This is a genomic window from Phyllobacterium sp. A18/5-2 (assembly GCF_025452215.1).
Classification (GTDB): domain Bacteria; phylum Pseudomonadota; class Alphaproteobacteria; order Rhizobiales; family Rhizobiaceae; genus Phyllobacterium; species Phyllobacterium sophorae.
Genome location: NZ_CP104966.1, coordinates 359,902 through 380,325 on the forward strand (window position 1 = coordinate 359,902; position 20,424 = coordinate 380,325).

Sequence of the window (20,424 nt, forward strand, 5' to 3'; positions counted from 1 at the left end):
CGAGATCGGCCAGCGTCGCCGAACGGCGCGCTTCGGGCCGGCGCCGCGTCAGCGCGAGCAGGAGCCCGGTTGAGATTGCAACCGCAATGAGCGACGAACCGCCGTAGGAAATGAACGGAAGAGTCATACCCTTGGCAGGCATCAAATGCAGATTGACCGACATATTGATGATGGACTGGAACCCGAAAAGGATCACCAGCCCCGAGACTGAAAGCCGGGTGAAATCGTCACGTTCCTTCAGCGCGATCGACAAGCCGCGAATAACGATAAAAGCGAATATCAGGACAATTAGCAGGCAAAGCGCAATGCCGTATTCTTCCGCCGTTACCGAAAAGATGAAGTCGGTGTGACTATCAGGAATAATTCGCTTGATCGTGCCCTCTCCCGGTCCCTGGCCCAACCAGCCGCCGCGGATAATCGCTTCACGCCCGGTGTCCACCTGGAATGTGTCGCCCTCGCCCGTAAGAAACCGGTCGATACGGCCCGCCACGTGCGGAAACACCGTATAGGCACCAAAGAAGCCGCCCACCGCCAGAATGCCGAGCCCGATGATCCAAAGCCACGGCACCCCAGCCATAAAGAACATTGCGCCCCAGGTGACCGCCGTCAGTATGGTCTGGCCGAGATCGGGCTGGGCGACGAGCAGCGCTGCAACCACACAGAACAGCACCATCGAGAAGAAGTTTCCCGGAATATCCTTGCGCCGCTCATTCTCCGCAAACAGCCAGGCGCACACAATGACGAAGGCCGGCTTCATGAATTCCGACGGCTGAATCGAAACACCCGCAAGCGAAACCCAGCGCCGCGCGCCCTTGACTTCGATACCGAAGAACAAGGCACCGACCATCGCTACGAGCGATATACCGAGCATGATCATGGCGAAACGGCGAATAGTCCGAGGCGCCATGAAAGATACAGCAAACATGACGATGACCGCAGGCACCATGAACAACGCCTGCCGTTTGACAAAATGAAAACTGTCGAGCCCGATGCGCTCGGCAACGGCGGGGCTAGCCGCGAAGGACAGCAGAATTCCAAGGCCCATCAGGGCAAGACAGGCTGCCAGGAGAAAACGATCGATTGTCCACCACCAGTCGGCTACGGGACCACGGTCAACACGACTAACCATTAGCTTCTAGCTCCCATGATTGGTGCTGCGCCTTCAAGCGCAAGGACGGCAGAGCGGAATGCCTCGCCGCGTTTCTCGAAATTCTGGAACTGATCGAAACTGGCACAGGCAGGCGACAGCAGGACCACGGGTTCCGTAGAACCATCCTTGGCCGCGTCGCGTGCAGCGTGTTCCACTGCAGCTTCTATCGTGCCGGATATCTCGTAAGGGGCGGCCTCGCCGAGCGTTGCTGCAAATTGCGGCGCGGCTTCCCCAATCAGGTAAGCTTTGGCGATGCGCGAGAAAAACCCGGATAGCGAAGCGATGCCGCCCTCTTTGGGCAGCCCTCCGGCAATCCAGTAAATGCGAGGGAACGAGGACAGTGCAGGTGCCGCGGCTTCCGCATTTGTTGCCTTGGAATCATTGACGAAAAGCGTCCTTCCGAGCCGTGCGACCTGTTCCATGCGATGGGCGAGACCGGGAAAGGTCTTCAATCCGGTGTTGATCTCCTCCACTGAAAGACCAACGGCGCGGCAGGCGGCGAATGCAGCCAACGCATTCTGCGCGTTGTGTTCGCCTCGCAAAGAGCCGATGCCTGCGAGTGACGCGACGACATTTCGCTCACCGTCCTTGGCATGAATGAGATTTGCGTCTTCCGCGAAATATCCATCACGGATGGGCATGCGCTTGGAAATGCGAATTACGGCTTTGCCGGTGCGTTCCAGCCGATCGGCAATCGCAGCGCAATAGCTGTCATCGACACCGACAATCGCCGTATCACTGCCAGCAACAAGGCGTTCCTTGATTTCGGCGTAGTGTTGCATCGTTCCATGCCGGTCGAGGTGATCGGGCGTCAGGTTCAAGAGGATGCCCGCCGTGGGGTTGAGCGAAGGCGCCAGGTCAATCTGGTAGGAAGAACACTCGACGACATAGTAGCGTTCGTCAGCCGGCGGCTGCAGGGTCATTACGGCGGTTCCGATGTTGCCGCCAAGCTGCATGTCGCGACCGGAAGCGTTGATCATGTGCGCGATCAGTGCCGTCGTCGTCGATTTACCGTTGGTGCCGGTGATTGCGATGAAGGGGGCGTTCTTGCATGCAAGATTGCGCTCGCGCACGAACAGCTCAACATCGCCGACGATCTCCACTCCGGCGGCTCTCGCGAGATCCACCGTCCAGTGTGGTCGCGGATGCGTCAGGGGCACGCCCGGCGACAGTACGAAAGAAGAAAACCGTTTCCAGTCTGCTCGCCGTAAATCACCAGTCTCGATCCCCGCGCGTTGCGCCCGCGCAACGCTATCGGGATTGTCGTCCCAGGCGATGATCGTGGCGCCACCCGCAAGAATAGCTTGCGCCGTTGCAATGCCCGAACCGCCGAGGCCAAAGAGCGCGACGGTCATGTCCTTCATGGAGCGGGCAGCAATCATGCAAGAAGCCTTATCTGAGCTTGAGTGTAGAAAGGCCGATCAGTGCGAGGATCACGGCGATGATCCAGAAGCGGATCACGACCTGGCTCTCCGTCCAGCCCTTCTTTTCGAAATGATGATGGATCGGCGCCATGAGGAACACGCGTTTGCCGGTCATCTTGAACGATGCCACCTGGATAATGACAGACATGGCTTCCATGACGAAGACGCCGCCGATGATGGCGAGGACGATTTCGTGTTTCGTGGCAACAGCTACAGCGCCTATGAGCCCGCCGAGCGCGAGTGATCCCGTATCGCCCATGAAAATGGCCGCAGGCGGTGCATTGAACCAGAGAAAGCCCAGTCCGGCACCGATAACCGAACCGAGCACGACAGCGAGTTCACCCGTGCCCGGTGTAAAGTGGATCTGCAGGTAATCGGCGAAGATCGCATTACCCGAAAGGTAGGCAATGACACCAAACGAAGCCGCCGCAATCATGACTGGAACCGTCGCCAGGCCATCCAGGCCATCGGTGAAATTCACAGCATTGCCGGCGCCAACCATGACGAAGGCGGCAAACGGAATGAAAAATATGCCCAGATTGAGAATGAGTTGCTTGGCGAACGGGAAAGTCAGTGACGAGGAAAAGGGTTCCTGCCCTGCCCACATAATGGCAATGCCCGCTATGGCAGCGACCAGAAATTCAATACCAAGGCGCGCTCGGGCAGAAAAGCCCTTGAACGTCTGCTTGCTCACTTTCAGATAGTCATCATAAAAACCGATGGCACCAAAGAACAGGGCCACCAGCAGTACGATCCAGACATAGACATTCGACCAATTTGCCCAGAGCAGAGACGAGAGCAGGATTCCCGTCATGATCATCAGGCCGCCCATCGTCGGTGTACCGGCTTTCTTGAAGTGGGTCTGGGGGCCGTCAGCCCGGATGGGCTGGCCGCGGCCTTGGCGAATGCGCAGCGAGTCTATGATGCGCGGACCAAAAAGGAAGACAATCAACGCAGATGTGATCAGCGCACCGCCGGTCCGGAACGTGATGTAGCGGAACACGTTTAGAAACTGGATATGTTCCGCCAGACCGGCGAGATAGTAAAGCATCAGCTATTTCCCCATAACCGCAGGATTACTCGGCAGGGCCGAGAGGTTCCACGGTGTTGTATTTTTGCAAGAGCGTTTTCACGATCTGAGAGAACCCAGTCCCCTTGGATGACTTGATCATAATCACGTCACCGGCCCTGATCGTGTTCAGCAATTGCGGTTGCAATTCGTCTACGCTCTGCCTGTATTCGGCGTGAAATTCAACCGGCATGGCCGCTTTGAGCGCTGCCATCTCCGGTCCGCCGAGAAAAACCATGTTGATATGATTGGCGACAATCACTGACGACAGGTCTGCATGCAGCTTCGGAGCCTGCTTTCCGAGTTCCAGCATGTCGCCGAGAACCGCGATCCTGCGCCCCTTACCGGAAGGTGTGGCTGCAGCCAGGAGTTCTATCGCAGCGCGCATCGATGCCGGGTTGGCATTATAACTCTCATCAATCAGCGTGATTGTACCGTTGGCTACTTCGAGAATATGGCGGGCACCGCGGCCACTTTCCGGCCGCAATGAGGCAAGCGCCAAAGTCACCTTGGCCATGTCCGCACCCGTCAGATGCGCGGCGCCGAGGACTGCGAGAACATTCTGAACGATATGCCTGCCTGGTGCACCGATCTTGGCAACGACTTCTTCGCCGGCGAGACGCGCTGTCATGCAGGAGCATTCACCGTGCAGCTTGAGCTTGATCAAACGGTAATCCGCTCGCGCATTTTCGCCAAAGGTCTTGATGTGCTCGACGCCGGCCTCTCGTGCCAGCTTTTCGAGCAATTTGAAATGCTTGTCGTCACGGTTGAGCAGGGCATACCCGCCTGGCAGCAACCCTTCGAAAATTTCTGCCTTGGCGGCAGCTATTTCCTGGAGATTCTTGAAGTGGCCGAGATGCGCCGGCGCAATCAGGGTAACCAGCGCAACATGCGGCCTGACCATCTTGACCAGAGGGCGAATTTCATCGACGTGGTTCATGCCGATTTCAAACACACCGTAGTCGGTGTCCGCAGGCATGCGGGCAAGGGTCAGCGGCACACCCCAATGATTGTTGAACGACGCAACCGATGCATGAACCTTACCCGCTTCGGCAAGTACGTGCCGCAACGCTTCCTTGGTCGTTGTCTTGCCGACTGAGCCGGTAACTGCGATGATTTGGGCGTGTGAACGTTGTCGCGATGCGAGGCCCAGCCGTGTCATCGCCGCCAGCACGTCATCAACGACAATCATCGGTGCTTTCAACTTACCGAGCGCGGGCAATTTTGCTTCCGCCACAACAAGAAGCGCTGCGCCAGCTGCAACAGCTGCTGTCGCATAATCGTGGCCGTCCAGCGCATCGCCCTTGATGGCAAAGAACGCCTCCCCCTTGCGCAAGGTGCGCGTGTCGATCGAAATGCCGGTAATTCCATCCGGCAGTTTGCCGACGGGCCGGCCGTTCATGGCTTCGATCATCGCATCAGAAGTCCAAAGCAGGCTCATGCACCGGTCTCCCGAGTGCCCTGGCGCGCGAGCCGGTCCTTGAGCGCTTGTCCGACCTCGACGTGGTCGGAGAACGGCAATACCACGTCGCCCACGGTCTGGCCTTCTTCATGACCTTTACCAGCGACGATCAGCGTATCACCCGATTTCATCATCGCGACAGCTTCGCGGATCGCCTCCCGCCGGTCCGGGATCTCGCGGGCACCTGGCGCCGCGGCGAGAATCTCGGACCGAATCGTCGCAGCAACTTCTGAACGGGGATTGTCGTCGGTCACTATGACGACGTCAGCAAGTCGGGTAGCGATTTCGCCCATCATCGGGCGTTTGCCCTTGTCACGATCACCACCGCAACCGAAAACCACGATAACCCGACCCGTTGTGAATGGCCGAACCGAGGCGAGGACATTTTCCAGGGCATCGGGTTTGTGGGCGTAGTCGACATAGGCGGGTGCGCCGTCCTCTGTCGCGCCGACAAGGTCAAGCCGACCGGGCGCACCCTTCAAACGCTCCAGACCCCGCATCGCGGCAGCGGCCGGAACGCCCGTCGCAATGGCGAGGCCAGCGGCGACGAGCCCGTTCGCTACCTGAAAATCACCGGCCAGTGGCAGGGTAATTTCGTAGATTTCACCGGCAATATGCACTTCCACATGCTGGCGGAACCGCTCGTGTTCAACGCGTTTCAGTGTAATGAAATCTCCCTTGCGGCCAACAGTCAGAACCGTGCAACCGGCCTCGGTGGCAGCAGCAATCGTGGGCTTGGAGAATGGATCATCCGCGAAAATGACCGCCGGTGCGCCCTTCGGCAGCAATTCAGTAAAGAGCCGCAGCTTGGCGGCGTGATATTCTTCGACGGTTGCATGGTAATCCATGTGATCGCGGCCGAGATTGGTGAAGGCACCGGCAGACAATCTGACGCCGTCGAGGCGGCGCTGGTCGAGACCATGGGACGAGGCTTCCATAGCAGCATGAGTCACGCCTTCATCAACGAGCTCGCCAAGCAATTTATGCAGCTCGACCGGGTCCGGCGTGGTCAGTGAACCGTAATCCTCACGCTTGGGCGAAACGACGCCGGTGGTACCAATGCTCGCCGAAGCGAAACCGGCCTGCGCCCAGATCTGGCGTGTAAACGAAGCAACCGATGTCTTGCCACTGGTGCCGGTGATGGCCACCATGACATCCGGCTGGAGCTTGTAGAAGCTCGCGGCGACCAATGCCAATGTGCGGCGAGGATCATCGACGTAAATGATTGGAACCGGGATCTTGCCGAGTTTCGCCCCCTTGGAGGTAATAATAACGGTCGCGCCTCGTGCGACGGCATCGGTCGCATAAGCGACGCCGTCAGCCTTGGAGCCCTTGAGTGCTGCGAACAAAAAACCGCGCTCCACCTGCCTGGAGTCTGACGTCAAGCCATTGATCGTCTTCTCTCCGAGTTCGGAGATAGCCAAGGCAGGAATGCCATTCAGATCTTTCAGTTTCATGGCCGGACTGGAACCCATTTTTCAAACGTTATTCTTCATCAACTCATCGAGTCTGCTCGCAATGCGCACCGTTTTGAGTCGAATCTGCGGCACTACTCAAACGTAACCATCATTGGAGCAGATTCTTGTTCTTCCCCGAAGTCTGGTTTCACGCCGAGAAAAAGAGGCGGAACGACGGATAATATCGGCTACCATCGGAGCTGCATTGAAGCCAGCCGTGGCACCAACCTTACCTTCCTCGGCCTTCGGTTCGTCGATGATGGTCAAGACAACATATTCAGGGTTGTCGATAGGAAAGGCCGCAACGAAGGCGTTGAACCGGACATCGCTTGAATAACGGCCATTGATGACCTTTTCCGCGGTACCTGTCTTGCCACCGACGCGATAGCCAGGAACTGTTGCCCTATTGCCAGAACCACCGGAGCCTTTCTCAGCGTTCAGGCGATAAAGATAACGCATGTCCTCGCTGGTCTTTTCACTTACCACCTGCTTTGCCACCTTGTCGGCCTCTTCGATCGTGCGTGGCAGGAAGGTCGGCTCTATGAGTTTGCCGCCATTCATCAGTGCAGCAGCACCAACGGCGGTTTGCAGCGGCGTCGTCGCCATTCCGTGACCGAAGGCGATGGTGATGGAGTGAACCTTCTTCCACACTTTTGGCTCCATCGGACGTGCGACTTCCGGCAGTTCCGTGGTCATTCGATCCAGAAGCCCCAGGCGATGCAGGAATTCGCGGTGGCCCTCAATACCGACAACATCAGCTTCCTTCGCCGAACCGATATTGGAGGAGTAGATAAACACCTCCGGCAAGCTCAATACGCGGTGCTTGCCGTGAAAATCGCGGATCGTCTGGTGCCCGATGGTGATCGGGCGGCTGGCGTCGAACGTGCTGCTCAGACTGACCTTGCCGGAATCGAGCGCCATCGCGGTCGTAAAGCTCTTGATGGTCGAGCCCATCTCAAAGGTGCCCGCAGACATGCGGTTGAGGCGATCTTTATCCAGGGCATTGAACGGATTGTTCGGATCGAAATCGGGTGCCGATGCCATGGCAAGCACTTCACCCGTTCGAACATTGAGCACAACCGCCCCTGCCGCAATAGCGCGATAACGTTGCATCGCGGTTACGACCACATCGCGCACGACGTGCTGGACACGCAAGTCGATTGACAATCGCACCGGCTCAAGAGAGCGGCTATCGGCAAGACCGACATCGCGCAGGTCCGACAACCCTTGTTCGTCGATGTATTTTTCCATGCCAGCAATTCCCTGGTTGTCGATATTGACGAGGCCAAGGATGTGCGATGCGGTGGGTCCACCGGGATAGAAGCGGGATTTCTCCGTTCGAAAGCCAATGCCCGGAATTCCAAGGGCCATGATTTGACTTTTCTGCTGGGGCGTCAGTCCGCGCTTAAGCCATGCAAAGCCTGAGCCGCTCTTCAGGCGGCTATACGTTTGTTCGAAATTGAGATCGGGTAACACTGTGGAAAGCAGTTCGATCGCTTCGTCTGGATCGATGATCTTGCGAGGCTCCGCATAAAGCGAAGCGGTCTTGATATCGGTTGCCAGCACTTCCCCATTGCGGTCCAGGATATCTGGACGTGCCGCAAGTACCGCTCCGGTCGGGCCATTATAGCCCGTGGTGTCTTCCTGCATGCCGTAATAGACGAGCCGGCCGCCGATAATCCCGTAAATACCCATGAAGCAGGCTATGGCCATGACAATGCGATTACGTGCGCGGTTACCCGACTTCTTTTTCTTGGAATCCAGTTCGAACGCGGGCGCAATACCCGCCGCCAGCTCAGCCTTCTTCCGTTTGATCCACATCACAGCCATTAATAGAGCCCCACTGGCTTTGGCGTTGCATTCTGAACAATTCGTTTGACGGGCTTCGGAGCTGCCTTTGGTCTGGCGATGCTGCCGGTCATAGTCGTGTCGGGTTTTGCGGTCTTCCCTGCATTTGCTTCCGTGATGATATTGGCAACATCATCGAAGCCTTCAGAAACAGGCTTAGGTTGGGGCAGCTCATTGATATTGACGATCTGTTGCGCTTCGACTTGCTGCAGATCGAGTTGCCCCTGGAAAGATTCCACCAGCTTCTGCAGCCGATTTGGCTGCGTCAACAGACTCCAATCGGCCTTGAGCAGGTCAATCGTATCCTTCTCATCCGTAATCATCCGTTCCAGCTTGTTCACTTGCGCCATCTGTTTTTCAGCGTCGTGTTTGATCTTGTACGTCACGGACGCCGCCGCGATCATCAGTCCAATCAAAATGATGTCGAAGGTACGCAGCACGGATCAGCTCCTCGCTGTTTCATGGAATGTGGGCAGGTTCGGCAAGCCATAGATCGAATGATCCTCGGCAAGTGGCGGGTTTTCTGTGCGGATGCCGGCGCGCAGCTTGGCCGAACGCGCCCTCGGGTTGCGTGCGGCTTCGTCCACAGACGGTGTAACAATACCTTTGCCGACCGGTGTGAAACTGGCGAGACGCTGTTCCAGTTGGGGCAGATGACGCGAACCGCCGCCGGCGCCCGAGCGGTCGGAAAAGAAGCGTTTGACGATGCGGTCTTCCAACGAATGGAATGTTACGACGACAAGGCGACCGCCAGGTTTCAGGACACGCTCGGCGGCGTGAAGTGCGCGCACCAATTCACCCAATTCGTCATTGACGAATATGCGCAGAGCCTGGAACACACGTGTTGCCGGGTGGATCGGCACTTTTGGATTTCTGCCGACGAGCGCCTCGATCGCATTGGCCAGGTCTCGAGTGCGTGTGAAGGGTTCAGTCGAACGGCGCTTGTCAATCATGCGGGCAATACGGCCCGCATGGCGCTCCTCGCCGAGAAAGTTGAAGATACGGGCAAGGTCACCGGTTTTCAAACGATTGACGACATCAGCGGCACTGGGACCCGAACTTGACATTCGCATGTCGAGCGGTCCGTCTTTCTGGAAGGAAAACCCACGCTCCGCCTCATCGATCTGCATCGACGAAACGCCAATGTCGAGGACGATTCCGTCCGGAGCACCGAGAATAGCCACCTGATCGAGTGTGGAGAATGTGCCTTGAACGAGCGTTAAACGGCCAGCATATTCCTTTTCCATGGCGCGGCCAGCCTCGATGGCCGACGGATCACGATCGACCGCGGTAACGGAAGCGCCGGTTTCAAGAATGCGTTTGGTGTAGCCACCTGCTCCAAACGTGCCATCGATGATCAGCTGATTTTTTGCCGGCTGCAGCGCCGCAATCACTTCGTCAAGCAAAACCGGGACGTGACGGCCATCTTCGCCTGCCTCCGTGGCATTGCTGCGGGAACCGGGCATCAGCTGGTCCCCACGGGAATGCGCAGGTTTTCCTGGCGGCGCTTTTCCGCCAGCCGCTCCCGCACCCTTGTCCGATGCGCTTCGAACCTGTCTGGATGCCACATCTGAAAATGGGTGTTCGCGCCCGCAAAGGTCACATCTGCCGATATGCCCGTATGTTCGCGAATGAAGTCCGTAACTGTGATCCGCCCATCCCCATCCAGCTTCAGGAAACCGCCGTCCGCGTGCAGATAGAACGACATATCGTCCGCCGTTTCCGCAAAGGGATCCTCCTGCCCCAGACGCTGGTCGAACCGCATCAGCAGTTCCGGTCCACCCACATCGAGCGCAGGAAGATGCAGAGATCGCAGCGCATAGAGTTCGATGTGCCCGGCCTTCTGGATGATCGAACGAAACTGCGCCGGCACGGAGACCCGCCCCTTCGCATCGATCCTGTTCGTCACATGTCCGAGGAACCGGTTCAAAACGCAACTCCGCCGTTTCCGCCCTGAGGGCCTCGATCATTTCAACCCCTGCTACACCCATCGATCGCTTCGATGCGTAAGCCCCATCAACAGTCGTCCAGGCACCGGCAAGGTGGGCCGGATGCCATGCTCGGCATGCCAAATCTGTCGGGAAACACCGTGTCGACTGAACGCTACTGATGAGATCGATCGATATCATGGGGCACTATGGGCGTCAATGGGACTAGAGGACACGTGATGGGAATCAACCGTGATTCCGGCACACTTCCGGCGATTCTGAATTTATCGCTCATTAAGCTTAATGAAGGGTTAGGACTCTCGCAGGAACGCAAGGCATGCGAGGTACCGCGCGTTCAGGAAGCGACAATCCCGCGCTTCCCGCGATAGAAACTGAAATGCCAGCTGGCCTGTAAGCCGGGTTCTGTATGGCCGGACTTTCGTCCGGCGCGGCAGCCATTCATCTTGGACGGATGTTACCACCCGCCTCCTGCAACCTACCCGGACGACTGACCCGGAAACTGATCGCCGGACTTTCGTCCGGCACGCCGTCCCTATTCGGTTTTGCTCCCGGTGGGGTTTGCCATGCCGCCCCTGTTACCAGTTGCGCGGTGGGCTCTTACCCCACCCTTTCACCCTTACCCCGTCATTCCTTGCGTCTGATCCAATCCGGATCCGGCGCAACGAAAGACGGGGCGGTTTCCTTTCTGTGGCACTTTCCCTGGGGTCGCCCCCGCCGGACGTTATCCGGCACCGTGTTTCCCTGGAGCCCGGACTTTCCTCACATGCCGCCTTTCGGCTTATGACATGCGCGGCTGCCCGGCCAGCTGGCGATCCGTATAAATGCGTTCTGGAAGAAAAACGCAAATGAAAAAGCCGGTGGAGCGATCCACCGGCTTCTTGATGCGAACCAGGATCATGCAAAAGCTTACATGGAAGCCATCTGCACTTTCACCTTGGCGCAGTAATTGGCCGAGACAGGATTCATGCGAGTTGCACCGTGGCCGGCATTGTAGCGAAGGATCGTGCCGCAAGTCGTGCCGTTGCCGAGCTTGTGGGCACCGGCGAGATACTTCATACCCCAGCGGATATTCGTATCGGGATCGTAAAGCGCCTGGCGCGAACCGGTATAGCCGAGACCACGGGCCGTCTCGAACTTGATCTGCATCAAACCGATTTCCCCGGCACTTCCCGTCGTATTGGGTTGATAATTGCTTTCGACGCGGATGACCGCATTCGCCAAAGCCACCGGCACGCCGTACGAAGCCGCATAGGAATTGATGATCGTCGAATATTTCGTCGAACCCGTCGAGGGGGTAGTGGCGATGCTCCCGGTCGTCACGGAGTCGATCGTTTCGTTGCGCACGACCGTCTTCATGCGAGCCCTGGCATGTACGGCAGGGCGCTTGTAGGCAGCAGGTTTCTTGGTAACCTGCTCCGGCGTGCCAGCGCTTTTTTTGACTGCAGCTGCTCTTGCTGCACTTTTCTTAACAACAGTTGCGCTTGCTGCACTTTTCTTAACAACAGTTGCCTTTGCTGCACTTTTCTTAGCAACGGGCGCCTTGGCAGCGCTCAGTTTGCCCTTGTCCTTTGATGGGACAGCCTTCGTGGATTTGCCGCTGACCTTTTCTTTGGCTTCCTCGACTCGTTTCGCCTTGATGAAATCGGCGAGGTTTGTAGTCTCCGCTGGGCTGCTGAGCGCTGAATTCGAGCCATAGAAGGCCATCGCCCCAAGAAGGGCGAAAATCATACCAAATTTTTTTGTCATCGTTTTCCGTCTAGATGCTTGGGCCGCACGAGCGTACGCGCCGGGATCGTTCCGTCGCCCAAAAATCAAAGGAGCAGAGCCAGAACACTGGCCAAGGATGTGACGATCCAATGCAGCCGAATATTGATCGGCCAAATAACTTTGTGTAACCCATTGAAATATATATGCTGCGACGCACAAATAGGACTGAAAAAGGCCTTCTGGCTCAACAACTTACACAGTCAGCGCTGGTAATGCAGAAAGTAGTCTATGCAGGGTTTCGATAGTTGACATGTCCGCGACTCCATCGACCTTTGCGGGACGAAAGTGGCGCTGGAACGCCAAAATGCCCAATTCGGTCGTAGTTCCAAACACACCATCAATAGGGACACAATAGCCATAGAGCGCCAACATGGACTGGAGAGCTTCAACTGGCTGGCCCTGATCGCCCAAGGAGAAAAAACGCCCGCCCCGTATCGGCGAGGGGCTGACCCAATGGCCAACGCCCGCATCATAGAGTATCCGCCAAGGAAATTTCTCACCTGGATCGATCTTGCGCGCAGGCGCGATATCCGAATGCGCCAGGACGGCTTCGGGCCGGATGCCATGGCGTGAGACAATGCCCTTGCACAGGTCGATCAGCGCATCGATTTGCGGTTCAGCAAACCCAGGAAAATCGAACAGTGGTCCGCCATTGACAATCTCAATGCCAACCGAACTTGAATTGATGTCCGTCTCACCCTTCCAGGAGCTCTGGCCGGCATGCCAGGCTCGCTCGCTCTCAGGTACCATCTGAACGATGCGGCCATCTTCATGAACGATATAGTGTGCCGAGACTTCACTTTGCGGATTGGTAAGCCAGCTTTCCGCCGCTTCACCGGTTTCCATGCCGGTGTAGTGCAGGACCAGGAAAGACACACGTTTGCCATCCTTGCGTGGTCCCGAATTCGGCGAGGAATGAACATCGGCGCGCAAATGATCAGGTTCAAACGCTCTCATATGCCTTCAGGTCTTTTTCGACTTTTTCCCAGGCCGCGTTGATTGCAGCGATACGCTGATTGGCGATAGCGATGAATTCTTCCGGGACACCTCGTGCAATCAGCATATCCGGATGATTCTCGCGAACAAGCGCCCGATATTGCTTGCGCGCTTCTTCAAAGCTGGCGTCTCGAGAAATCCCCAATACGAGGAAAGGATCGGCTTGACCGCGATTGACGTGCCGCGCCAGAATACGATCAAACTTATCCTCATCGAGTGCAAAGATTTCCGCAACAGTGCCGAGGAAAATCAATTCCTGGTCATGAAGGGCACCATCCGCTTTGGCAATATGAAACAGCCCGTCGAGAATGTCTTCCAGCATCTTGCAATTGGGTTTTCCAGTGCCGCACAGCGAAGCCAGTTGCGTTGCGTAGGCCTCGTAGCCCGCCACGTCCTGCTTGGCGAGATTATAAAGACGGGACACCTGATCCTGATATTGCGGTGGCACGTGGAAAATCTCGTGGAAGGCATTGACCTCAGCTTGCGTTACGATGCCATCAGCCTTGGCCATCTTTGCCGACAGCGCAATCATCGCGATCGAAAATGCAACGCGACGCCGCGTTTCCGGATCTCCTTCGAAAGCGGTACGCACCGCTTCGATGATGCTGGAAAAAGCATCGATCGCTGTGCTGGTGATGAAATCGCTGATGCGGCGCCAAATCGACATGAATTCGTTTTATTCAAATTCTTTCGCAATTGCGAGAGCGATAATGAGCGGAAGCAGCTGCCGGGAAGGACCGGTTGACGCACCGTTGTTCAAAGGAAACGGCCAGCCGGATGGCTGGCCGTTTCTTCGAAACATCAAAGCATTACTGGACGCCCAGTGCGTCCTTGATGGCCTTTTCCGCCGCATCAGCAGCGGTCTTAATCTGGTCTTCGGTCTGGCCTGCAGCCTTTGCAGCATCCTCCGCGGCTTTGCGCGCAGTTGCGACAGCCGCCTGCTTCTGTTCAGCCGTCATTGTTGCGGCCTGCTCTTTCAGCTTGTTCAGCGTGTCCTGCGCATTCATGGGTGCAGCCGGGGCTGCGGGCGCTTCTGTTTTTGCTGGTTCAGCCGGAGCCGGAGCTGGCGCAGGGGTTGCTGCTGGAGCTGGTTGTTCCGTGGTTGCTGGAGCCTGTTCCGATTTCTGCTCACTTTCGCCACAGGCAGCGAGCGCCAGAAGCGAGACTGCTGCCAGGGAAACAGCGAATTTATTTTTCATGGTTTTCCTCTCCATAATATTAAAGTGGCCCCTCAATATCCACATTACCCAATATGGGGCGGAGATGGGTTTTGTTTTTGTTTTGGGTTAATTTTCAGGTGGATATCAACAACTTCGCGGATAACCTGGCGTGAATTCTTCCGTTGATTGCCCTCGTCTTGCGTCCTGCTTAATCTCGACAGGAAATTATGCGCCAAAGTTTGCGAATCACCCGATCGCTTAGAATGGAAACGGATATGAACGGCAAATGGGATTTCTGGATCGATCGCGGCACCTTTACCGATATGATTGGGAGTTTCCCAACGGTCGGGATCGCATATCACCAGAGCTCGATCAGATGAAAACCACCATTCCTATCCGAATGCTGCGGGCCAGCGACGCCGAATCCTTCCAGGCGTTGCGTCTGTACGGCCTGCGCACGGTCCCCGAAGCATTCGGTTCAAGCTATGAGGAAGAAGTGGATCGCAGCGTAGAGGAGGTCCGGCAGCGGCTGGAGGCTCGGCCGAACGCCGTCTTCGGTGCTTTTGTGGATGGCAAGCTCGTTGGCGTGGCTGGTTTCGCGGTTAACACTACACTCAAGGAAAGACATAAAGGATCGCTCTGGGGCGTTTTTGTTGATCCTGAGTGGCGTGGCCACGACCTCGGAAAACGGCTGACACAGGGTGTCATCGATTATGCCTGCCTTCACGTCGACACGCTGAACGCAATAGTTACTGCCGCGAACGTGTCGGCTCGAACGCTCTATCTCGGCCTTGGTTTTGCTGTCTACGGCTTCGAAAAAGACTCATTGCGCGTTGATGGCCAATCCTACGACGATGAGTTGTTGCGGCTCGTTCTGCGCTGACAATCGATAGCGAAAAATGATCGGCGGCATCTTGAAAGACACACCGTTTGAAGTTATATCGCATGATAATAGTTAGCATACTATCAATTATATGGCTACGAGATGCCCCATCAAACTCCACATTTTCAGTTTGTCGATGAATTGAGCAAAGCCAGCCGCAAACTTCGCACGCTGTTCGATGCCCGCGTCAAGAAGCTCGGCCTGACCCTTGCGCGAGCAAGAACGCTCATGCTGCTCGACCGGCGGGGCGTTCTCAACCAGAAAGAACTGGCGGAAGAACTCGAGATCGAAACGCCAACCATGGTACGATTGCTCGATGGCCTCGAAAAGCAAGGCTTTATCGAACGTCGCGCACTGGAAGGCGACCGGCGTGTGAAGCAGATCGTCATGACGAAGCACGGTGCCGATCTCGCCACGGACGTCAATCACCTGGCTCAAGAGCTGCGTGCAGAATTCCTAAGCAACATTGACGACAAGGACCTGGCGAAGACCATTGATGTCTTGCGCGCAGTCAATATCAAACTCGGCGACTTGATCGAGCGGGGATAGATCAATGATCCCCGAGGCAGAATTTGTCGGCCACGATCCCACTGGAAAGGCGCCGGTGCCAGAGCAGGTCACTGCTCCTGCGGCAGCGCCCTCACCTATGCACCCGCTCCGGTCGGCCGCCTATATTGCTGCCTCGACGCTGTTATCGATGACGCAGGGTCTCGGGATGAACCTCATCGCGACGAACATCCCACAAATTCAAGGCTATCTTGGTGCCACGAACACGGAAGCCACGTGGCTGTTAGCCGCCTATATGGCGCCAAATGTCAGCCTTTCGATCGCGCTGATAAAGATCCGCAACCAATATGGCCTCCGCAATTTCGCCGAGCTGAGCATCGCCGTATTCGTATTGGTCTCGCTCCTGCATTTGTTTGTCTCGGATCTGCAGTCGGCCATCATGATACGCTTCGTCGCCGGCGTGGCGGCAGCGCCGCTATCGAGCCTCGCCTTCCTATATATGCTGGAGGCCTTCACCCCGGCGCGGAAGATGACGATCGGCATCTGCCTCGTCCTCACCAATATCTCTCTTGCCTCCCCGCTGGCGCGATTGCTCTCGCCGGCTTTGCTCGACATCGGCCAGTGGCCGGGCCTTTACATGTTTGAAGTGGCGCTCGCACTGATTGCCTTTGGTGTCATCTACGTTCTGCCGTTAACACCCATGCCGCGGGTCAAGGTGATCGAGAAACTCGACGTTGTAAGCTACCTGTTGATCGCCATTGGTTTCGGCTGCACAGCTATCGTCCTGGTGACCGGCCGGCTCTACTGGTGGCGGGAAGCGTCCTGGCTTGGCGTTCTGCTGATCGTTGCGATTGTTACCGTGACAACAGCTGTGGTGATCGAGCTCAATCGCGAAAAACCCCTCCTTGATATACGATGGATTGCCAGCAAAGAGATCGTGCATTTCGCCGGGACCATTCTCCTCTTCCGGCTTGCCGTTTCTGAGCAATCTTCCGTTGCCAACAACTTCTTTCAGAATCTCGGACTTCAGAACGACCAGATATCGCTGCTGTATATCATCGTTATGCTGTCGATGATCGTCGCGGGTCTGTGCTGCGCCGCTGTCATGTCACCCGAACGCGTTCCCGCCATTCACGCCACTGCTTTGATTTTCCTGATCATCGGCTCATATATGGACAGTCAGTCGACCAACCTCACCCGTCCTTCGAACATGTATATCAGCCAAGCGTTCATTGCCGGGGCAACTGCACTGTTCCTGCCGCCGGCGATGGCTGTCGGCCTGACGTCAGCCTTGAAGCGCGGTCCGAACTATTTATTGAGTTTCATTATCGTGTTCCTGTCGACGCAGAGTCTGGGTGGCCTTCTCGGCCAGGCGGCATTCGGCTCGTTCATCACGATCCGCGAAAAATACCACTCCAATATTCTCGCCGAGCACATCATCATGTCCGACCCGCTTGTCGCCCAGCGTACGGCACAACTGGCGGATACCTATGGCCGAGTGATCGGTGACAAAGTGCTGCTCAATGCTGAAGGGGTCGCCTTGCTCTCATCGCAGGCAACACGCGAGGCCAATATCCTCGCCTATAATGATGCCTTCCTGCTAATCGCCGCCATCTCTCTCTGTGCACTTATTGCCCTTCTCATGCACGTCGCCATCGGAGGGCATTTGCGCTCCCGCGCGATACCTGCAGCTATCCAAGCAAGTTGATTGAAATCATGTCCAGATATCTTCGCCATTCCGCAACCCTTGTTGCAGTCCTCGCCGGTATTGCCGGCCTCGTGCTGGTACTCTACGCATGGAGGCTGCCGCCTTTTCACAGCAAGATCGAGACAACCGAGAACGCCTATGTAAAAGGCTATGTGACTCTGATCAGCCCGCAACTCAGCGGCTATATCGTGGATGTGCCGGTTCAGGACTACAACCACGTCAAGGCGGGTCAGCTTCTGGCGAAGATTGACGACAGGATTTTTGCACAGAAGCTCGACCAGGCGAAGGCTACGCTGGCGGCGTCACAGGCCGCGCTCGACAATTCCACGCAACAGCAGCGTGTAGCGGAAGCACGGATCGGTTCGAGCCAGGCACAGCTCGATAGCGCCGCCGCCGGCCTCAAACGATCCCAGGCCAATTGGTCCAGGATTGAGCCCCTCGCCCATCAGGGTGTGATGACAAAAAGCGATGCAGAACAAAGCGAGACAACGCTGCAACAGGCGCAGTCCTCAGTCACACAGGCGAAGGCGGCACTGGAAGTATCCCGGCAGGACCTGGAAACGATAAAGGTGAGCCGAGGGTCGCTCGAAGCCGCCGTTGCCGGTGCGCAGGCTGCAGTGAAGCTTGCGGAAATCGATCTGGCCAATACCAGCATTGTCGCGCCGCGCGATGGGACTGTTGGCGAAGTTGGTGTGAAGCTTGGGCAGTATGTCAGTGCTGGCACGCAGTTGATGGCCATCGTACCGCAGGACGTATGGGTCATCGCCAATTTCAAGGAAACCCAGCTCAGCAACATCGCGCCCGGTCAGCCGGTGACCTTCACGGTCGATGCGTTGAACCGCCAGAGCTTGCGGGGTCACGTCGAACGCTTTTCACCTGCCGCAGGTTCGGAATTCAGCGTCCTGAAACCGGACAACGCCACCGGCAATTTCACCAAGGTAGCTCAACGCATTTCAGTACGCATAGCAGTGGACCCGGATCAGCAACTTGCAAAGTCACTGGCGCCTGGGATGTCCGTCGTGGTCAGAACTGAACTCGGCGGGGCGTCGTGAAAGCGTCACTGGTTTGTTACATCAGAATGCTAGGCGGGTAGGAATTTCCAACGAAGGGGATTCGATTAGATGCCGCTTGCTAGACAATCCAGAAGTGCCCCTCTTCCGCGCAACGAGAAGCTCAACAGGGCGGTTCGTCAAAACCGGCTTCTGTCGCGGGCCGGGTTGTCCGAGCGGCTTTTCGCTCATGTCTTCAAGGGACTGGTCTATCCCCAAATCTGGGAAGACCCGGAAGTGGACATGGAAGCGCTGCAGATTCGGGCCGGTCACCGCGTCGTCACCATAGCATCCGGCGGCTGCAACGCCATGTCTTATCTGACTGCGGATCCGGCCAGCGTCGAGGCCGTCGACCTCAATACGGCCCATGTCGCCTTCAACCGGCTCAAACTGGCGGCGATTGCCAACCTGCCCAATTACGATGCCTTCTATCGCTTCTATGGCACGGCCGACGACAACACCAATCTTGCGGCGTATGAGCGCTTCATCCAGCCACATCTGGATGCGAGCAGCCGCGCCTATTGGGAAAAGCGCATGCTGTCCGGTCGGCGCCGCATCACGATTTTCTCGCGCGACCTTTATCGTCACGGCCTGCTCGGCGTTTTTATAGGCATGGGGCACCGCGTGGCAAAACTTTATGGCATCGATCCGCGCGACATCCTAAAAGCATCGACCATGGAAGAGCAGCGCGCCTATTTCGATCGCGCGCTTGCCCCGCTGTTCGACAAACGAATGATCCGTTGGGCAACGAAGCGCAAATCCTCGTTGTTTGGCCTTGGTATCCCGCCGCAGCAATATGATGCTTTGGCAACCGCCGGAAATGGAAACATGGCGCAAGTTCTGCGCGGCCGGCTCGAGAAGCTTGCCTGCGGGTTTCCGCTCTCGGAAAACTATTTCGCCTGGCAAGCGTTCGGCCGGGGCTACAGCGACAATGCCGAAACTGGCCCCTTGCCCCCTTACCTGTCACGCAGCAATTTTGCTACCGTGCGTGCACGCGCCGGGCGAATGAGCGTCGTTAATGCCTCCCTGACGGAGTTTCTTGCCGCCAAGCCCGACGCATCGGTCGACCGCTACGTTCTTCTGGATGCGCAGGACTGGATGAACGATACCCAGCTCAATGAACTCTGGAGCGAAATCAGCCGTACCGCCGCCCCAGGCGCCCGTGTCATATTCCGTACCGCGGCCGAACCAACCATACTTCCGGGCCGCATCGACGATGCGGTACTGGATCGCTGGTCCTACGACGAAGAACAATCGCTGGCACTGCACGCGCGCGACCGGTCGTCGATCTATGGCGGGTTTCATCTGTATTCGCTTAAGGACTGATCTAATGTTTGCCAAGATTGAACACGGACCATTGATGGATCGGGTCTACCGGCATCAACGGCACTTCTACGATGCCACCCGCAAGTATTATCTCCTCGGCCGCGATCCGATGATCGCGGGCCTCAATCCGCCGGAAAGAGGCAGCATTCTGGAGATCGGCTGTGGCACCGGCCGCAATCTTGTTCTAGCCGGAGAGGCTTATCCCAAGACTTCGCTTTACGGCATTGACATATCGAATGAAATGCTCGCCACCGCGCGCAAGAAGATCGGCGCGGCGGGCCTTGGTCAGCGGACGAACCTTGCCTATGCCGATGCCGCTGACTTTAGTCCCGCAGCACTTTTCGGACGACGCCAGTTCGACCGGATTTTCATCTCCTATGCAGTGTCGATGATCCCGCAATGGCAAGCAGTGATGCGTGAAGCCGTGAGCCATCTCACGCCCGGCGGAGCCCTGCACGTAGTCGATTTCGGCGACTTGAAAGACCTGCCGGGCTTCACGAGAACCGCGCTCTACAAATGGCTGGCGTGGTACCACGTGGCGCCGCGCAATGATCTGTTCGACGTGGCCGATGCGATTGCGGTCGAGACTAAAACCGAAACTGAGGCTCATCGTCTTTATCGTGGGTTCGCATGGATTTCTGTCATTCGCCGCAAGGCTTGACCGGAACC

The 20,424-nt window shown here is 56.9% G+C and carries 17 protein-coding genes, 1 other RNA gene and 2 pseudogenes; 6 read left to right on the plus strand and 14 right to left on the minus strand.

The features are described from left to right. Nucleotides 1-10: 10 nt before the first annotated feature. The 14 genes and pseudogenes from ftsW to N8E89_RS01905 all read right to left on the minus strand — a co-directional run. Nucleotides 11-1,129 (minus strand): annotated as a pseudogene (ftsW, locus tag N8E89_RS01840) (putative lipid II flippase FtsW); the annotation flags it as partial. After that, complete coding sequence (gene murD / locus N8E89_RS01845) at nt 1,129-2,532, minus strand: UDP-N-acetylmuramoyl-L-alanine--D-glutamate ligase (protein WP_262260985.1); 1,404 nt, start codon at nt 2,530-2,532, stop codon at nt 1,129-1,131. The gene murD and the pseudogene ftsW, both read right to left, overlap by 1 nt. A 10-nt stretch (nt 2,533-2,542) precedes the next feature. Further along, nucleotides 2,543-3,625, minus strand: coding sequence for a phospho-N-acetylmuramoyl-pentapeptide-transferase (gene mraY / locus N8E89_RS01850; RefSeq protein WP_106662724.1), 1,083 nt, complete (start codon nt 3,623-3,625; stop codon nt 2,543-2,545). 25 nt (nt 3,626-3,650) lie between these two features. After that, nucleotides 3,651-5,084: a UDP-N-acetylmuramoylalanyl-D-glutamyl-2,6-diaminopimelate--D-alanyl-D-alanine ligase gene (locus N8E89_RS01855; RefSeq protein WP_106662723.1), complete on the minus strand. Its 1,434-nt coding sequence runs from the start codon at nt 5,082-5,084 to the stop codon at nt 3,651-3,653. After that, the gene (locus N8E89_RS01860; protein WP_106663291.1) at nt 5,081-6,562 is read right to left on the minus strand and encodes a UDP-N-acetylmuramoyl-L-alanyl-D-glutamate--2,6-diaminopimelate ligase; all 1,482 of its coding nucleotides are present in this window, start codon (nt 6,560-6,562) and stop codon (nt 5,081-5,083) included. Before N8E89_RS01860 ends, N8E89_RS01855 begins: the two co-directional genes overlap by 4 nt. Nucleotides 6,563-6,654: 92 nt before the next feature. Beyond that, nucleotides 6,655-8,314, minus strand: a pseudogene (locus N8E89_RS01865) (peptidoglycan D,D-transpeptidase FtsI family protein); the annotation flags it as partial. Between the two features lie 77 nt (nt 8,315-8,391). Further along, complete coding sequence (locus tag N8E89_RS01870) at nt 8,392-8,850, minus strand: cell division protein FtsL (protein ID WP_262260987.1); 459 nt, start codon at nt 8,848-8,850, stop codon at nt 8,392-8,394. A gap of 3 nt (nt 8,851-8,853) precedes the next feature. Further along, the gene (gene rsmH / locus N8E89_RS01875) at nt 8,854-9,876 is read right to left on the minus strand and encodes a 16S rRNA (cytosine(1402)-N(4))-methyltransferase RsmH (RefSeq protein WP_113172022.1); all 1,023 of its coding nucleotides are present in this window, start codon (nt 9,874-9,876) and stop codon (nt 8,854-8,856) included. After that, on the minus strand, nt 9,876-10,340 hold the full coding sequence (gene mraZ / locus N8E89_RS01880; protein ID WP_262260988.1) for a division/cell wall cluster transcriptional repressor MraZ: 465 nt from the start codon (nt 10,338-10,340) through the stop codon (nt 9,876-9,878). Before mraZ ends, rsmH begins: the two co-directional genes overlap by 1 nt. 394 nt (nt 10,341-10,734) lie before the next feature. Further along, an RNA gene (gene rnpB, locus N8E89_RS01885) (RNase P RNA component class A) lies at nt 10,735-11,168 on the minus strand. A gap of 97 nt (nt 11,169-11,265) precedes the next feature. Continuing rightward, entirely contained in the window at nt 11,266-12,105 is an 840-nt protein-coding gene (locus N8E89_RS01890) for a lytic transglycosylase domain-containing protein (RefSeq protein ID WP_262260989.1), read from the minus strand. Between the two features lie 213 nt (nt 12,106-12,318). After that, on the minus strand, nt 12,319-13,083 hold the full coding sequence (locus N8E89_RS01895) for a peptidoglycan recognition protein family protein (RefSeq protein WP_262260990.1): 765 nt from the start codon (nt 13,081-13,083) through the stop codon (nt 12,319-12,321). Next, nucleotides 13,070-13,789 carry a J domain-containing protein gene (locus N8E89_RS01900; protein WP_106662716.1) on the minus strand — a complete coding sequence of 240 codons (720 nt, stop codon included), beginning with the start codon at nt 13,787-13,789 and terminating at the stop codon, nt 13,070-13,072. Before N8E89_RS01900 ends, N8E89_RS01895 begins: the two co-directional genes overlap by 14 nt. Nucleotides 13,790-13,931: 142 nt before the next feature. Beyond that, complete coding sequence (locus N8E89_RS01905; RefSeq protein WP_162707043.1) at nt 13,932-14,321, minus strand: hypothetical protein; 390 nt, start codon at nt 14,319-14,321, stop codon at nt 13,932-13,934. A gap of 337 nt (nt 14,322-14,658) precedes the next feature. Here N8E89_RS01905 and N8E89_RS01910 point away from each other — a divergent pair, with 337 nt between their 5' ends. The 6 genes from N8E89_RS01910 (at nt 14,659) to N8E89_RS01935 (ending at nt 20,416) form a co-directional block, all read left to right on the plus strand. After that, nucleotides 14,659-15,165 (plus strand): GNAT family N-acetyltransferase, encoded by a 507-nt coding sequence (locus tag N8E89_RS01910; protein WP_262260991.1) that lies wholly within the window; start codon nt 14,659-14,661, stop codon nt 15,163-15,165. Between the two features lie 102 nt (nt 15,166-15,267). Continuing rightward, on the plus strand, nt 15,268-15,714 hold the full coding sequence (locus N8E89_RS01915) for a MarR family winged helix-turn-helix transcriptional regulator (RefSeq protein ID WP_113172017.1): 447 nt from the start codon (nt 15,268-15,270) through the stop codon (nt 15,712-15,714). A gap of 97 nt (nt 15,715-15,811) precedes the next feature. After that, the gene (locus tag N8E89_RS01920) at nt 15,812-17,380 is read left to right on the plus strand and encodes an MFS transporter (protein WP_262261792.1); all 1,569 of its coding nucleotides are present in this window, start codon (nt 15,812-15,814) and stop codon (nt 17,378-17,380) included. Between the two features lie 8 nt (nt 17,381-17,388). Continuing rightward, nucleotides 17,389-18,432, plus strand: coding sequence for an HlyD family secretion protein (locus N8E89_RS01925; protein WP_106662712.1), 1,044 nt, complete (start codon nt 17,389-17,391; stop codon nt 18,430-18,432). 69 nt (nt 18,433-18,501) lie between these two features. Then, a complete protein-coding gene (locus tag N8E89_RS01930) occupies nt 18,502-19,755 on the plus strand; it encodes a BtaA family protein (protein ID WP_262260992.1) in 1,254 nt (417 codons plus the stop codon). Nucleotides 19,756-19,759: 4 nt separating this feature from the next. Continuing rightward, entirely contained in the window at nt 19,760-20,416 is a 657-nt protein-coding gene (locus tag N8E89_RS01935) for a class I SAM-dependent methyltransferase (protein WP_262260993.1), read from the plus strand. Nucleotides 20,417-20,424: the final 8 nt, after the last annotated feature.